General features: G+C 60.6%; 13 protein-coding genes, 1 rRNA gene and 1 riboswitch. Of the genes, 11 read left to right on the top strand and 3 right to left on the bottom strand.

The window, feature by feature from the left end; genetic code table 11:
• From H6A20_RS11175 to H6A20_RS11195, 5 genes are all read left to right on the top strand, one after another.
• A 23S ribosomal RNA gene (locus H6A20_RS11175) occupies positions 1 to 100 on the top strand; the annotation flags it as partial.
• 192 nt (positions 101 to 292) lie between these two features.
• Positions 293 to 667 (top strand): BlaI/MecI/CopY family transcriptional regulator, encoded by a 375-nt coding sequence (locus tag H6A20_RS11180; protein ID WP_204907207.1) that lies wholly within the window; start codon positions 293 to 295, stop codon positions 665 to 667.
• A gap of 1 nt (position 668) precedes the next feature.
• Entirely contained in the window at positions 669 to 2,108 is a 1,440-nt protein-coding gene (locus H6A20_RS11185; protein WP_204907208.1) for a M56 family metallopeptidase, read from the top strand.
• A gap of 104 nt (positions 2,109 to 2,212) precedes the next feature.
• Positions 2,213 to 3,028, top strand: coding sequence for a DUF134 domain-containing protein (locus H6A20_RS11190; protein ID WP_204907209.1), 816 nt, complete (start codon positions 2,213 to 2,215; stop codon positions 3,026 to 3,028).
• A gap of 181 nt (positions 3,029 to 3,209) precedes the next feature.
• The gene (locus tag H6A20_RS11195; protein WP_204907210.1) at positions 3,210 to 5,210 is read left to right on the top strand and encodes an LTA synthase family protein; all 2,001 of its coding nucleotides are present in this window, start codon (positions 3,210 to 3,212) and stop codon (positions 5,208 to 5,210) included.
• A 35-nt stretch (positions 5,211 to 5,245) separates the two neighbouring features.
• On the opposite strand, the gene pflA is transcribed toward H6A20_RS11195, so the two are convergent.
• From pflA to H6A20_RS11210, 3 genes are all read right to left on the bottom strand, one after another.
• On the bottom strand, positions 5,246 to 6,028 hold the full coding sequence (gene pflA / locus H6A20_RS11200) for a pyruvate formate-lyase-activating protein (protein WP_204907211.1): 783 nt from the start codon (positions 6,026 to 6,028) through the stop codon (positions 5,246 to 5,248).
• Between the two features lie 24 nt (positions 6,029 to 6,052).
• Positions 6,053 to 8,305 carry a formate C-acetyltransferase gene (gene pflB / locus H6A20_RS11205; protein ID WP_204907212.1) on the bottom strand — a complete coding sequence of 751 codons (2,253 nt, stop codon included), beginning with the start codon at positions 8,303 to 8,305 and terminating at the stop codon, positions 6,053 to 6,055.
• Between the two features lie 59 nt (positions 8,306 to 8,364).
• Positions 8,365 to 8,446: riboswitch (ZMP/ZTP riboswitch) on the bottom strand.
• Between the two features lie 45 nt (positions 8,447 to 8,491).
• Entirely contained in the window at positions 8,492 to 8,818 is a 327-nt protein-coding gene (locus H6A20_RS11210) for a hypothetical protein (RefSeq protein ID WP_204907213.1), read from the bottom strand.
• Positions 8,819 to 9,006: 188 nt separating this feature from the next.
• On the opposite strand from H6A20_RS11210, the gene moaC reads away from it, so the two are divergent.
• From moaC to modA, 6 genes are all read left to right on the top strand, one after another.
• Positions 9,007 to 9,513, top strand: a complete 507-nt coding sequence (gene moaC, locus H6A20_RS11215) for a cyclic pyranopterin monophosphate synthase MoaC (RefSeq protein ID WP_204907214.1) — start codon at positions 9,007 to 9,009, stop codon at positions 9,511 to 9,513.
• A 2-nt stretch (positions 9,514 to 9,515) separates the two neighbouring features.
• Positions 9,516 to 10,550, top strand: coding sequence for a molybdopterin-binding protein (locus tag H6A20_RS11220; RefSeq protein WP_204907239.1), 1,035 nt, complete (start codon positions 9,516 to 9,518; stop codon positions 10,548 to 10,550).
• A gap of 28 nt (positions 10,551 to 10,578) precedes the next feature.
• Entirely contained in the window at positions 10,579 to 11,589 is a 1,011-nt protein-coding gene (locus H6A20_RS11225; RefSeq protein WP_204907215.1) for an XdhC family protein, read from the top strand.
• Positions 11,586 to 12,326, top strand: a complete 741-nt coding sequence (yqeC, locus tag H6A20_RS11230; RefSeq protein ID WP_204907216.1) for a selenium cofactor biosynthesis protein YqeC — start codon at positions 11,586 to 11,588, stop codon at positions 12,324 to 12,326. Before H6A20_RS11225 ends, yqeC begins: the two co-directional genes overlap by 4 nt.
• Positions 12,323 to 13,705, top strand: a complete 1,383-nt coding sequence (gene yqeB / locus H6A20_RS11235) for a selenium-dependent molybdenum cofactor biosynthesis protein YqeB (protein ID WP_204907217.1) — start codon at positions 12,323 to 12,325, stop codon at positions 13,703 to 13,705. Before yqeC ends, yqeB begins: the two co-directional genes overlap by 4 nt.
• A gap of 119 nt (positions 13,706 to 13,824) precedes the next feature.
• Positions 13,825 to 14,655, top strand: a complete 831-nt coding sequence (gene modA / locus H6A20_RS11240) for a molybdate ABC transporter substrate-binding protein (RefSeq protein ID WP_204907218.1) — start codon at positions 13,825 to 13,827, stop codon at positions 14,653 to 14,655.
• The last annotated feature ends 1 nt before the right edge of the window (position 14,656 follow it).

A 14,656-nucleotide genomic window follows, 5' to 3' on the forward strand; every position in this document is an offset into this window, starting at 1 on the left:
GTAGTAAGACCCCTTGAAGACGACGAGGTAGATAGGGCAGAGGTGGAAGTGTGGTAACACATGGAGCTGACTGTTACTAATCGGTCGAGGGCATAACCGCAGAAGGTTCAGGGAGACGGATGAAGATTTCTTGTATGTGGTTTTGAAGGTACATAAATAATCGCATTGGAATGAGAGGAAAGCACCTGAGAGAGTCATCTTTCAGGTGCTTTTTCTATTGACTTTTCTACATCTGTAGAATATAATAATTCTACAGATGTAGAACTTTTTTGCTGGGAGAGGAGTGAGTTTTATGAATGAGATCAAACGGCTTCCGGAGAGTGAACTGGAGATCATGCAGATCATATGGAAGGAGACGCCGCCTGTCTCCCGGGCCGCAGTCGAGGAAGCGCTGGAAAACACCCATCCCCTGGCGCCGACCACTATACTCACTTTGCTGACCCGGCTTTGTGAGAAGGGATTTCTCTCCATAGAAAAAGAGGGGAGGACAAACCTGTACAGGCCGCTTATCACAGAGAAGGAGTATCTGGCGCTGGAGAGCCGCTCCTTCCTTGACCGGGTGTTCCACGGGTCTGTAGCCGGGTTTGCGGCGGCGCTCTGTGACAGCGGTGTCCGGAAGGAGGATCTGGAGGAACTGCGTGAGCTCCTTGAGAAGGGAGGGCTGTAGGATGACAGAGACGATCCTTGTTGTCACGGTACGGGCTATCTGGGGAGTATTTCTCGGATGCCTTTTAAGCGCCGGCTTCCGGCAGTCCTGGAATGTGGAGCACGGGGGCAAGAGAGGCTGGGCGATGAACCGGCCAGACACGGCAGTGTGGATGGACCCGGTCGTTTTCCCGGTCATACTGGCCCTCTATATGGTTCTGTATGTCTGCTTTTTTGGAATTTCGTACGGGATCGAATACATGCTCAGTATGTCCATCGATATCCTGGTTTTTATCAGCCTGTATTTCACCCTGCTCCTTGCGGCGCTGCCGCTCCTTCGCAGATACTATACGGCCCGGACCTGCGCGACTCTCTGGCTGATCCCGGTCTTCCTCTTCTATCAGCCGAACCTGCTTTACAACCTGCGCACCGGCCCGCCCCTGGCCGTGCTCTATATCCCCGGACAGATCATGAAGGCAGCGCTCCTTGTCTGGATTGCAGGTTTTGTGCTCCTGTTTGGTCTTCAGGTCCTTACGCACCTTCGCTTTTCAAGGATGCTGAAGCGGCACTCCGTTCCGGCTCTGGACGAAGAGAAGGAACTGTGGGAGAAGATCCGAAGAGACCTGGAGGTGGATCTGCCAGTCAGGCTGCGGCGCAGTCCCCTGATCCGCACGCCTCTCACAGCCGGCATGCGGAAAAAGAACCGGGTCACCTACCTGCCGGAGCGGACGTACACGCCGCTGGAGGCGGAGCTTGTCTTCGCCCATGAGCTGCATCATATCCAGAGAAATGACACCCACACGAAATTTTTCCTGTGCTTCTGCCGCGCCTTCGGCTGGATCCATCCTTTTGTGTGGACGGCGGTCCGCAGGGCGGAGGATGATCTGGAACTGTCCTGTGATGAGATCGTCCTGAAAGATGCGGACGCGGAAACGCGCCGGAAGTATGCGGAACTCTTGCTTGCCACGGCTGGCGACAGCCGGGGATTTACGACCTGTCTGTCTGCCTCGGCCAGGTCGCTGCGGTACCGGATGCGCGCCACGATCCGGGCAGAAGGACGGCGGCTTGGGACCGGGCTTTTGTTTGCAATCATGTTTCTGAGCGTATTCAGTACGGGATGGATCGCAGTCTCCAGCAGCAGAGCCTCTGTGGCCGAGATACTGGACCTGGAGGAGAGCGGTCTGTCGGATGTGTCCGTGGCAGCGGGGGACAAAGGAGAGAAAGATGTCGGGGACACAGAGAAACTGACGGCCTGTATGGCGGAGTTTGAGGCGGAGGAGATGCTGTGGAAGTACACAGCGCTCCCGGAGCTTCCAGGACCTGTGCTGACCGGGCTCCTCCCGCAAAAGGGATCCTTCCGGCTCACGGACAGGTATCTGGAGGTCAGGATATGGGGGAAACAGCCCCGGCTCTACCATCTGACAGAGCCGGTTGACTGGGCGCAGATGGAAGCGATAGAATAAATAACGGGCATATGTCAGAAAAGATTATTGACATATGCCCGTTACAGTTCTATACTGTATGGGAGAAAGCTGAACGGGCAGCGGATGCGAAAGGAGAGAGGACAATGCCAAGGCCGAAGAAGTGCAGGCGGGTGTGTGATTATCCGCCGTTTCCGGTCTTCCTGCCGGCGGAGAGCGGACAGGAGACAGAGTACGGATGTGCGGAAGCAGGAACAGAGGCCGTGTACATGACGGTGGATGAATACGAGACGATCCGCCTCATCGACGGGGAAGAACTCTCCCAGGAGCAGTGCGGGGAGCAGATGCAGATCTCCCGCACCGCCGTACAGCTTGTATACGCCTCGGCCAGGAAGAAGCTGGCCAGTGCGCTGGTGGAAGGCCGCCCCTTAAAGATCGGGGGAGGAAGTTACCAGCTCTGCTGCGGGGAGGAGACCTGCGGGCGGCGGCAGGACTGTTACAAATATGCGCTCGGACAGCAGTATCAGAAAGCGAAAGGAGAGAATGTGATGAGAATCGCAGTTACGTATGAAAATGGACAGGTGTTCCAGCATTTTGGGCACACGGAGCAGTTTAAGATCTATGATGTGGAGAACGGAAAGGTGATCGCCTCCGAGGTAGTAGACACAAACGGGCAGGGCCACGGCGCCCTGGCAGGTGTGCTGGGAGGACTGAAAGCGGACACGCTGATCTGCGGCGGCATCGGAGGCGGAGCTGTGCAGGCGCTGCAGGCTGCGGGCATCCGGCTTTACGCAGGGGTGACAGGAGATGCAGACCGGGCGGTGGAAGCGCTGCTGGCCGGGGAGATCGTCCCCAACGCAGAGGCAAACTGTGATCACCACGGACATGGTGAGGGACACGAGTGCGGGCACCACGGGGAGGGTCACCAGGGATGCGGCGGCCACCACGGATGCCATAATTAGGTGCTGATGCCGGTATTTATCAGAAAATAGACTGCCGCTGCCGGCCGGAAGACAGACCTGCTGGCATATAGAGCGCTGCTGGTGTATAATAGTCCTGCATAGCGTCAGTGTACAAGGGGCAACGACCGTATTGTCCCCTTGTACACTGACGCGAAAGAGATACGAATGAGGAATGTGTGAGATGAGAGGACTGATACTGGCAGCGCTTGCTGTCTATATGGAGCTTGCGTTCCATCTGTATATGGGGCTGGACATGCGGTATGCGCCCGTGTTCCTGACGGCGGCGGCCGCCGGCGGCCTTTTTGCCGCCGCCGTCGTGTCGCTCCTGCCGAGGCGGGCGCAGCGGGCGGCGGGGGCTTTTGTCACTCTGCTGATGTCGGTCGTCTGTATGGCGGAGTGCATCGTCCGGACGATCTTTCAGCAGTACTTCCAGGTCGTGGGGGGACTGGACACGGCGGCAGGGAATCACCTCGGGGATTATAAAAGCGCCCTGTGGGAGGCGCTGAGGGGCCATGTCCCGGGGTTCTTTCTGCTTGTCCTCCTGCCCGGCGCCCTCTATTTTTTTGTGACAGGTCTGCCGTGGAAAGAGGCAGAGAAAGACCAGGGAAAGAAAGGGTGCATCCCTGTCTTTGCCGGAGCGATCCTGTTCTTTTGCGTAAATCTGGCGTGTATCTTCCTCTTCCCGTGGAAGGGGGCGATGACGCCTGCCTATCTGTACCGGACAGATCTGTACACCGACGACCAGGTGGAGCAGCTTGGGTTTGGGATCATGCTTTTCAACGACATCCGCCACAGTCTGTTCGGCGTGCCAGAGACAGCCATGCCGGAGATCGGGCAGGCGCAGGAAGAGGAGGAAGAGCCGGAGGAAACGTATGAGCCGAACATGCTGGATGTTGACTTTGAGGCGCTGGAGGCGTCGGCGTCCTCGGAGGAGGAAAAATGGCTTTCCTCCTACTTCGGAAGCCTGCAGCCGGTGCGTCAGAATGCGTACACAGGCATGTTTGAGGGGTACAACGTCATTTTTATCACCGCTGAGGGGTTCAGCGGCTATATGATCGACCCGGAGCTGACGCCTGTCCTGTACAGGCTGTCTACCGAAGGGTTTGTCTTTGAAAACTTTTACTCACCGCTTCATTTTACAAGCACATCGGGCGGGGAGTTCCAGAACCTGACCGGACTCTACCCGAAGGCGGGCTTCCCGGTCAGCCTGACGGAGAGCGGGGAGCGCGGCACCTGGCTTCCCTTCACGCTGGCGAACGCGCTGCAGGAGGACGGGTATACCTCCATCGGCTACCATTTTAACCAGAACATGTACGGCCGGGAGCTGTCCCATCCGAACCTGGGGTATGAGTGGCGCCAGACGGACAAATGCGGGCGGCCCGTGACAAAGGAGACAGACGAAAGCGGTCATGCCTTCTGGCCCCAGTCGGACGCCTACATGGTGGAGCAGACCTTTGACGACTACATGGAAAAGGAGCCATTCAACGTCTATTATCTGACCATCAGCATGCATCTTCCCTACGGGTATGACAGCAACGAGATGTCCCGCAGGAACTGGGAGAAAGTGGCGGATCTTCCGTACTCCGACAAGACGAAGGCGTACATCGCCTCCGGGCTGGAACTGGAGAAGGGGCTGGCAGAGCTGGTGGACCGCCTGGAAGAAGCCGGCATCGCGGACCACACCCTCCTTGTCATGGCGCCGGATCACATCCCCTACTCGGACCTGGACATCCTGGAGGAACTGGCAGGCAGGGAGTTTGGCTCCGACTCCGTGGAGACGCTGGACGAGTCGGATGTGGATACAGACGTCTACAGGAACACGTGGATCCTCTGGTCGGCTTCCATGGAGGAGCCGGTGAAGGTGGACAAGGTCTGCTCCCAGGTGGACATCCTTCCCACCCTCCTCAATCTTCTCGGCGCGGAGTATGATTCCCGGATGCTGGCCGGGACGGACGCGCTCTCGGACCGGGAGGGACTGGCGGTCTTTTTCTCCCAGTCCTGGATCTCCGATCAGGGATCCTACAGCAGGTATACGCAGGAGTTCCTGCCCGCTCAGGGCGTCAGCATGACGGAGGAGGAAAAGGCTGCGTATGTGGAGAAGATAAACGAGACCGTGAGCTGCAGGCTCCGCCTCGGGGAGCTGATCGTGGATACGGATTACTACCGGAAGGCCGTGCCGTAGGGCGGCCCGGCGGGAAAAAGGCAAAGCGCCTTCTGCTAATTAATGTGCAGAAGGCGCTTTGCCTTTTCTGTTTCCTCTTCGGAAGGAGGCGGCACATCCCCAAGCGTATAGGGGATCCCCAGGTCCTTCCATTTAAAAACGCCAAGTGTGTGGTAGGGCAGGACCTCCACCCGCTCCACGTTGGAGAGGGAGCGGATGAAGACATCCATCTCGCGAAGATCCGTCTCGTCGTCTGTGAGTCCGGGGACGAGGACGTGGCGGATCCAGACCGGGATGCGCAGCGTATCCAGGAGCCGGGCCATGGCAAGGATATTGTCATTCCCGCGCCCGGTCAGCCTGACATGTCCGGCCGGATCCATCATCTTCAGGTCAAGGAGCACAAGGTCTGTGTACTCCATCAGCGCAAGGAAGCGGCTGTAAAAAGGTTCCTCCCGCGTAAAGGGCGCCCCGGCTGTGTCGATGGCCGTGTGGATGCCTTTTTCTTTTGCCTTCCGGAACAGCTCCGTCAGAAATCCGGTCTGCAGAAGGGGTTCCCCGCCGCTTACGGTGATCCCGCCCTCTTCGCCCCAGTAGGGGCGGTACCGGAGCGCCTGCCGGAGAAGCTCATCGGCAGTCTTTCGCACGGCATGGTCAGAGGCGGGGGCCCAGGTGTCCGGGTTGTGACAGAAGCGGCACCGCAGGGGACAGCCCTGGAGAAAGATGACGAAACGGATGCCCGGCCCGTCCACGGAGCCGAAGCTCTCCGTGGAGTGGACAAGGCCGGCGGCAGAGGGCTGGCCGTCCCTCTGCAGGAAGAGAGGATCTGCGGGATGCTGCATGTTGAACATACCTCCTGTATAGGTCTATATGGTCTTGTGGCAGGTTCTGGCGATGACATCCATCTGCTGCTCCCGGGTGAGGTCGATGAATTTCACCGCGTAGCCGGAGACGCGGATGGTAAAGTTGGCGTACTCCTCCTTCTCCGGATGCTCCATGGCGTCGATGAGCTTCTCCACGCCGAACACATTGACATTCAGATGGTGCGCGCCCTGGCAGAAGTAGCCGTCCAGGACGAGGATGAGATTGCGGATCCGCTCCTCCTCTGTGTGGCCCAGGGCATCCGGGTGGATGGTCTGGGTGTTGGAAATGCCGTCCAGAGCCCACTCATAGGGAAGTTTGGCCAGGGAATTCAGGGAGGCGAGGAGCCCGCTTCGCTCTGCGCCGTAACTGGGGTTGGCGCCGGGAGACAGAGGTTCGCCTGCCCTGCGCCCGTCCGGCAGGGAGCCGGTAGCCTTGCCGTACACGACATTGGATGTGATGGTGAGGATGGATGTGGTAGGCTCGGAATCCCGGTAGGTGTGGTGCTGCCGGATCTTCTGCATAAAGGTTTTCAAAAGCCAGACCGCAATGTCGTCCGCCCGGTCGTCGTCGTTGCCGTACCGGGGGAAATCCCCTGTTGTCTCATAGTCCGTCACAATGCCGTCCCCGTCCCGGATGGTCCGGACTTTCGCATATCGGATGGCGCTTAAGGAGTCCACCACGTGGGAGAAGCCGGCGATCCCGGTGGCGAAGGTCCGCCGCACGTCCGTGTCGATGAGGGCCATGAGGGCGGATTCATAGTAGTACTTGTCATGCATGTACTGGATCAGGTTCAGGGTGTTGACGTAGAGCCCTGCCAGCCAGCCCATCATGGCGTCAAAGCGGTGCATGACTTCATCGTAATCCAGGTATTCGGATGTGATGGGCCTGCTCTCCGGGCCTACCTGCTCCTTTGTCTTCTCGTCCACGCCCCCGTTGATGGCGTAGAGGAGGCATTTTGCCAGGTTGGCCCTGGCGCCGAAGAACTGCATCTCTTTCCCGGTCTGGGTGGCGGACACGCAGCAGCAGATGGAGTAGTCGTCGCCCCAGACAGGCCGCATCACATCGTCGTTCTCGTACTGGATGGAGCTGGTCCGGATGGAGATGTGGGAGGCGTAGGCCTTGAAAGGCGCCGGCAGCCTGGTGGAGTAGAGCACCGTCAGGTTGGGCTCCGGGGACGGCCCCATGTTCTCCAGCGTGTGGAGGAACCGGTAGTCCGTCTTTGTCACCATGGAGCGGCCGTCCTGTCCCATGCCGGCCACCTCCAGGGTGGCCCACACCGGATCGCCGGAGAAGAGCTGGTTGTAGGAGGGGATGCGGGCAAATTTCACCATGCGAAGCTTCATGGCCAGATGGTCGATGAGCTCCTGGGCCTCCTCTTCTGTCAGGGTCCCGGCGGCCAGATCGCGCTGGATGTAGATGTCCAGGAAGGTGGAGATGCGGCCTACGCTCATGGCGGCGCCGTTCTGGGTCTTGACGGCGGCCAGGTAGCCGAAGTAGAGCCACTGCACAGCCTCCCTGGCATTGCCGGCCGGGCGGGAGATATCAAAGCCGTAGGAGGCGGCCATCTCCTTCATCTGTCCCAGCGCCCGGATCTGCTTGGCAAGCTCCTCCCGCTGGCGGATGATGTCGTCCCGCATGGAGCCGTAGCCGCAGTGGTCAAAGTCTTCCTTCTTGTCCCGGATGAGAAGGTCAATGCCGTAGAGTGCCACCCGCCGGTAGTCCCCCACGATGCGGCCCCGGCCGTAGGTGTCCGGGAGCCCGGTGATGATCTTGTTGTGGCGGGCCTTCTTGATCTCCGGCGTGTAGGTGTCAAAGACGCCCTGGTTGTGGGTGGTGTGGTATTCCGTGAAAAATTTGTGCAGGGCCGGATCCGGCGTGTAGCCGTAGGTGGTGCATGCCTCCTCCGCCATGCGGATGCCGCCGAAAGGCATGAACGCCCGTTTCAGCGGCCTGTCTGTCTGTAGGCCAACCACCTTTTCCCTGTCCCTGAGTTCCGGGCTGATATAGCCGGGCGCGTGGGAGGTGATGGTGGAGACGATGTCCGTGTCCATGGCGAGGACGCCGCCCTTTGCCCGCTCTTCCTTCTGGAGCCGTTTCAGTTCCCCCCAGAGGAGGTCCGTCGCCTCGGAGGGCCCGCGCAGAAACGAGGCGTCTCCGTCATAAGGGGTGTAGTTGTGCTGGATGAAATCGCGGACATTGATCTCCTCCCGCCACAGTCTTCCCGCAAATCCATTCCACTGTTCCATGTGCATCATATGATCTTCCTCCTTCATATGGTGCCCGGCGTATAAAAAAACGACCTTCCGGGCACAAGTTTCTGTGCCCAGACGGTCGGCTGATTTGGATCCTTATACTCCCTGTGGTCGATTCCACTTCCGTCAGTCATATAAGTAATTTTTACTATAACACCCTTCCGGGAAAAGTCAAGAGGAAGTTTTTCCTTACATGTCTTCCTGCACCTGGCGGATCTGCTTTTCCAGAGACGCCCTGTCCGCGTCGGAGAGACTGGCAAGAAGAGCGGCCATGTCTGTTCTGATCTTCTCCGGATCATAGGGGATCTCCAGCGCAAAGTCGCTGTAGGCGCGGATCTTCTGGAAATAGAGGGCGGCGTTTTTCTCCTCCTTTGCATCCCGGCACATCTGGTACATGGCCACCGAGTCGGTGGCGTCCACATCCGTGCATTCCCTGCAGATCCATTTTCCAAGAAAATAATAGTTCCCGCCGGCCTGGTAGATGAAGCCCGGCAGGGTGAGAAGTGTCTCGAGCATCGCGTATTCCTCCTGTTCCTGCAAACCCCGCATCTTTGCGGGGCGGTTTTACGTTCTACCGTTAAGTATAGCACGGATGAGGAGAGAAGAACACAGGAAGTCCGTGATTTTACGCAGATTTACAACCACCGGCCGGCATGTTAAAATAGAGGGACAGCAGATCAGAGCAAAAGAGCAGGAGGAGCAGCATGGAACTGAGTCATTTTGAAGAGAACGGAAGAGCGGTCATGGTGGATGTGACCCGCAAGGATGAGACGCAGCGGGAAGCCGAGGCCAGGGGGACCATCCTGGTAAACCGGGAGGTCTTTGAGGCGATCCGGCGCGGAACCGTGGGGAAGGGAGATGTGCTGGGGGTGGCCCAGACGGCCGGGATCATGGGGGCCAAGCGCACGTCGGACCTGATCCCCATGTGCCACATCCTGCCCATCACGGGCTGCCGGATCACCTTTGACATGGATGAGGCTGCCTGTGCGGTCCACTGCGCCTGCACGGTGAAGATCACAGGAAAGACCGGCGTGGAGATGGAGGCCCTCACAGGAGTCAGCGTGGCGCTCCTCACCATCTATGACATGTGCAAGGCGCTGGATAAGTCCATGGAGATCACGGAGATCTATCTGGTCCGCAAGACCGGGGGCAAGAGCGGCGAAGTGCACAATACCCGGCAGGGCGGAAAGGAACTGAAGACATGGGAGTAGAAATGAAGCAGATCCGGACGCAGGACGCCGTGGGTACCGTGCTCTGCCATGACATCACCCAGATCATCCCGGGGAAGGTCAAGGACGCGGTGTTCCGCAAGGGGCATATCGTGACGGAGGAAGATATCCCGGTGCTCCTGTCCGTGGGGAAGGAGCATCTCTACGTGTGGGAGGCCAGGGAGGGGCTGCTCCACGAGAACGATGCGGCAGAGATCCTGCGGCAGGTCTGCCAGGGGGCGCATCTGTCCCCGTCGGAAGCCAGGGAGGGAAAGATCGAGCTGACGGCCGGGATGGACGGCCTTCTCAAAACAGACCGGGAGAAGCTGAACCGGGTCAATGCGCTGGGGGAGATCGTCATCGCCTCCCGGCACGGGGATTTCCCTGTGAAGAAGGGGGACAAGGTGGCAGGTATGCGGGTCGTGCCACTTGTGATCGAAGAGGAAAAGATGGAGCAGGTCAGGGAGCTCTGCGGCGAAGAGGCAGTCTTTTCCATCCTTCCTTTCCGGCAGATCAAAGTGGGGATCGTGACCACGGGGAGCGAGGTGTACCATGGGCGGATCCGGGATCAGTTCACGCCGGTCGTGGAGGCGAAGCTTCGGGAGTGGGACGCACAGATCCTGGGCAATATCCTTTGCAGCGATGACGTGTCCATGGAGCAGGATGCGATCGGGAAATGGATCCGCGAGGGAGCGGACATGGTAGTCTGCACCGGCGGCATGAGCGTGGATCCTGACGACCGGACGCCCCTCGCCATCCGAAGCTGCGCGGATGAGGTCATCACCTACGGGGCGCCGGTCCTGCCGGGGGCGATGTTTATGCTCGCCTACCGGAGGCGGCCTGGAGGCGGGCCGGATATCCCGGTGCTCGGACTGCCGGGCTGCGTCATGTACGCCGGGCGGACGATCTTCGACCTGGTGCTTCCCCGGCTGGTGGCCGGAGAGCGGCTGAGCCGGGAGGATTTCACGGGCATGGGGGAAGGCGGCCTGTGCCTGAACTGTCCGGTGTGCACGTTCCCGAACTGCGGGTTTGGAAAGTAGATCATATGTAAGTATAAAAGGATTGTGTATGCGACAAAGGGAATTTTATCAGGCGGTCCGGGAGAAACTGGCCGCCGGCTGCCCGGATCTGACGGCCGTGACTGTGCTGGAAGGTCCGGCGGCGGGAACAAAATATCTCCTGGAGGGAGAAAAAGAGGCGGAGAAGTTCCGGCAGGAGCATGCCGGGCTGCGCTGTTTTGAAGAGCGTCTCGGGCGGACGCCCCGGCTGCTTGTCTTCGGCGCGGGCCACGTGTCCCGGCCCATCATCCGGATCGGGAAAATGCTGGGCTTTTCCGTGACTGTGCTGGAGGACCGGCCGAAGTTCGCGGATGATGCGCGCCGCGCCGGGGCGGACCTGGTGATCTGCGAGTCTTTCCGGGAGGGGCTAAGGCAGGTGGAACCGGATCAGGACACCTACGCGGTCATTGTGACGAGAGGGCACCGCTATGACGAGGACTGCCTGTACGGGCTCCTTTCCATGGAGAGGGAGAAGGGGCTGGCCTTCGCCTATATCGGGATGATGGGCAGCAGGCGCCGGACAGCCATGGTGCGGGAGCACATGGCAGAGCTTGGCATCGACCGGGCGCAGTTGGACCGCGTCCATGCCCCCATCGGCCTTCCGATCGGGGCGGAGACGCCGGAGGAGATTGCCGTGTCCGTCTTTGGCGAGATCATTCAGGTGAAGAGCGGGAAAGGCCTGTCGGAGGGCTATTCTGGTGAGCTGCTTGCAGCGGTGCCTGGCGGGTGCGGGTCTGAAAGCGGCGCGCAGCAGGCGGTCCTGGCCACGATCATTGCCAGGCAGGGCTCGGCGCCCCGCAGTGTGGGGACGAAAATGCTGGTCCGGGCAGACGGGACAACGGTGGGCACCATCGGCGGCGGCTGCGCCGAGAGCGCGGTCATGCACAGGGCGCTGCAGATGATGCGGTTTTCAGATGAATCCGGCTTTGCGTTGGCAGAGGTGGATATGACAGCCCGGGAGGCAGAGGAGGAGGGCATGGTGTGCGGCGGGCACATCCGCGTCCTGTTGGAGAGACTATGATCCGGAAAAAAGAAGCGGGAATTTACAGAGAATATGAAAGCCTGCTGGACGCCCTGGGGCTTGCAAAGCGCCGGGATGTGCGGGTGTGCGCGGTGGGGGCGGGAGGAAAGACGTCTCTTCTGAAATGCCTGGCCTCGGAGTACAGGCAAAGAGGCATACCTGTTGCGGTGACCACTACGACCCATATGTATGCGGAGGAAAAGCCGTGGTTTCTTCTGGAGCAGAGCCGGGAGAAGGCTGCGGAGATCCTGTCGCGGGAGGGGGTCGTTTTTCTCGGGCGTCCGGACCGGGACGGCAAGATGCGCGCACCGGACGAAGCGTGGATGCAGGAGATCCTCGCGCTGCCCTTCCCGGTACTGATCGAGGGGGACGGAGCCAGGATGCTTCCCCTGAAGGCGCCGGGCGGGCGGGAGCCGGTGATCCCGGCCTGTGCGACCCATGTCCTGTCGGTGTACGGGATGCAGGCGCTGGGCGGCCGGATGCAGGATGTCTGCTTCCGGGCGGATCTGGCGGCCGGGCTTCTGGGCAGACGCCCGGAAGATCCGGTGCGGGAGGAGGACATTGCCCTGCTGGCCGCGCACCCGGAAGGGGGAAGAAAGGCTGTGCCGGAGAGAGCGGCGTGTATCACGGTGCTGGCCCAGGCGGACCTTCCCGGACGGATGGCGGCGGCAGAGCGGATCGGGCGGACGGTGCCCGGCGAGGTGCTGCTTAGCGGCAGGATGGAGGACAGACTATGAAGATACTGATCAGAGGAGCAGGAGACCTGGCGACGGGGATCGCGGCCAGACTGTACCGCTGCGGCCATGCGGTGCTCATGACGGAGATCCCGCAGCCGCTGACTGTGAGGCGGACGGTGGCCTTTTCGCGGGCTGTCTGTGAAGGCAGGGCCCGGGTGGAAGAGATGGAGGCTGTCCTGGCAGGGGATTATGAGGAGGCGCAGCGGATCCTGAAGCAGGGGGACATCCCGGTGCTGGTCGACGAGGCGGCCCGGGTGCGGGAGCAGTTCCGCCCGGATGTACTGGTGGACGCTGTCATCGCCAAGCGGAATCTGGGGACAAAGATCACGGACGCCCCGCTGGTCGTCGGGGTGGGACCGGGTTTTACAGCCGGTGAGGACTGCCACTGCGTGGTGGAGACCAAGCGGGGGCACACCCTTGGCAGGGTGATCTGGGAGGGCTGCGCCATCCCCAATACAGGCGTGCCGGGCAATGTGGGCGGCTACACGAAGGAGCGTCTGCTGCGCGCCTCTGCGGACGGCCGGATCCACCCGATGGTGTCCATAGGCGACCGGGTGGAGAAGGGGCAGATCGCGGCCTACACAGGGGACGTGCCGGTGTATGCGGCCATGTCCGGCCTGGTCCGGGGCATGCTCCAGGAGGGGGCGTCTGTGCAGGAAGGCATGAAGATCGGGGACATTGACGCCCGCTGTGAGAACGCTGCCTGCTATACGATCTCAGAGAAGGCGCTGGCTGTGGGCGGCGGCGTCCTGGAGGCCGCGGAGACGTACCGGGCCGTGCGGGGCAGGTACAGCCTTGTGATCCTGGCGGCCGGTCTGGGCAGCCGGTTCGGCGCAGACAAGCTGTCCTGCCAGGTGCGGGGCAGGGCCGTCTACCAGTACATGCTGGAGAAGGCGGCTGCGTTTCCCGGGGTGGAGTCGTTCATAGTCACGGGCAATGAGGCGATCATGGAAGAGGCCGGCAGGATGGGCGTGACGCCGGTGAGCAACCGGGAAGCGGAGCTTGGGATCTCCCATTCCCTGCAGTTGGGGCTCCGCGCGGCGCTTCAGAGCCGGCCCCGGATCGAAGGGGTGCTCTTCGCGGTCTGCGACCAGCCGGGACTTCGCATTTCCACGATCCAGCGGATCTGGAACCGGGCTGCGGTGAAGCCGGGGCGGATCATCTGCGCCGGGCAGAAGCAGGAGGCCGGGAATCCGGTGCTCTGGCCGGCGGCGTTTTTCCCGGAGCTGATGTCGCTCACAGGCGACGTGGGGGGCCGGGCAGTGCTGGCGCGCCATATGGATCAGGTCGAGATCGTAGAGGCCCGGGAGACGGAGCTGCGGGATATCGACCGCAGGGAGGACCTGGAAGAGATCTGGGAGAGGCGATGGGGCATATAGGGAGCTGCGCGTGGATTGGCTGCGCGCAGGTTTCTTTTTGCAAGCGAGTTGTTTTTGAAAACAACTTGATATATACTGGGAGAGGAACGTGTGTGACTGAGCAAGAGGAGGAACTGAAAATGAAGAAAGTACATGCAGGATATCTGCGGGCAGCGTCTGTCAGTGTAACGGCGGCTGCGGTCGTCCTGGCCGGCTGTGCTTCCGGGGGAGGAGACACACAGAGCGGGGGAAAAACCGGCGGAGAACAGACAGAGATTCTGGTGGCGGCTGCAGCCAGCCTGGAATATGCTTTTGAGGAGGAGCTGATCCCCCTGTTTGAGGAGGCCCATCCGGGGGTGACAGTCCGTGGGACCTATGACAGCTCCGGCAAGCTGCAGACCCAGATCGAGGAGGGCATGGAGGCGGACGTTTTCATGTCGGCGGCCAGACAGCAGATGGACAGCCTGGCGGAGGAAGGATTTGTGGACGGGGACTCGGTGGCGGACCTTCTGGACAATCAGATCGTGCTGATCACACCTGCGGACAATGAGGCGGGTCTTGCATCGTTTACGGATCTTACAAAGGCGGACACCATTGCGGTGGGGGACCCGGCCAGCGTCCCGGCGGGTCAGTATGCCCGTGAGGCGCTCACGGATCTGGGGCTCTGGGATCAGGTGCTGGCAAAGGCGAGCCTTGGTACAAATGTGACGGAGGTTCTGAACTGGGTGGCTGAGGGCAGCGCCCAGGCGGGGATCGTCTACGCCACGGACGCGGCCACAACAGACCGGGTAAAGGTGATCGCCCCGGCGCCGGAGGGGAGCCTTGAGGAACCGGCCGTCTACCCGGCGGGGCTGGTTGCGGACAGCGCGCACCCAAAGGAGGCGCAGGCCTTTCTTAAGTTCCTCCGGAGCGGGGAGGCAGTGGAAGTCTTCGAGTCGTATGGGTTTACGGTACATGAGGAAAAGGAGTAAA

Origin of the sequence: Mordavella massiliensis, from assembly GCF_016901695.1 — a bacterium.
Classification (GTDB): domain Bacteria; phylum Bacillota; class Clostridia; order Lachnospirales; family Lachnospiraceae; genus Claveliimonas; species Claveliimonas massiliensis_A.

Bases quoted from the DNA above. Each gene is read 5' to 3' on its own strand.
- H6A20_RS11180 (WP_204907207.1), top strand. From the start codon at position 293: ATGAATGAGATCAAACGGCTTCCGGAGAGTGAACTGGAGATCATGCAG.
- H6A20_RS11185 (WP_204907208.1), top strand. From the start codon at position 669: ATGACAGAGACGATCCTTGTTGTCACGGTACGGGCTATCTGGGGAGTA.
- H6A20_RS11190 (WP_204907209.1), top strand. From the start codon at position 2,213: ATGCCAAGGCCGAAGAAGTGCAGGCGGGTGTGTGATTATCCGCCGTTT.
- H6A20_RS11195 (WP_204907210.1), top strand. From the start codon at position 3,210: ATGAGAGGACTGATACTGGCAGCGCTTGCTGTCTATATGGAGCTTGCG.
- pflA (WP_204907211.1), bottom strand. From the start codon at position 6,028: ATGCAGCATCCCGCAGATCCTCTCTTCCTGCAGAGGGACGGCCAGCCC.
- pflB (WP_204907212.1), bottom strand. From the start codon at position 8,305: ATGATGCACATGGAACAGTGGAATGGATTTGCGGGAAGACTGTGGCGG.
- H6A20_RS11210 (WP_204907213.1), bottom strand. From the start codon at position 8,818: ATGCTCGAGACACTTCTCACCCTGCCGGGCTTCATCTACCAGGCCGGC.
- moaC (WP_204907214.1), top strand. From the start codon at position 9,007: ATGGAACTGAGTCATTTTGAAGAGAACGGAAGAGCGGTCATGGTGGAT.
- H6A20_RS11220 (WP_204907239.1), top strand. From the start codon at position 9,516: ATGAAGCAGATCCGGACGCAGGACGCCGTGGGTACCGTGCTCTGCCAT.
- H6A20_RS11225 (WP_204907215.1), top strand. From the start codon at position 10,579: ATGCGACAAAGGGAATTTTATCAGGCGGTCCGGGAGAAACTGGCCGCC.
- yqeC (WP_204907216.1), top strand. From the start codon at position 11,586: ATGATCCGGAAAAAAGAAGCGGGAATTTACAGAGAATATGAAAGCCTG.
- yqeB (WP_204907217.1), top strand. From the start codon at position 12,323: ATGAAGATACTGATCAGAGGAGCAGGAGACCTGGCGACGGGGATCGCG.
- modA (WP_204907218.1), top strand. From the start codon at position 13,825: ATGAAGAAAGTACATGCAGGATATCTGCGGGCAGCGTCTGTCAGTGTA.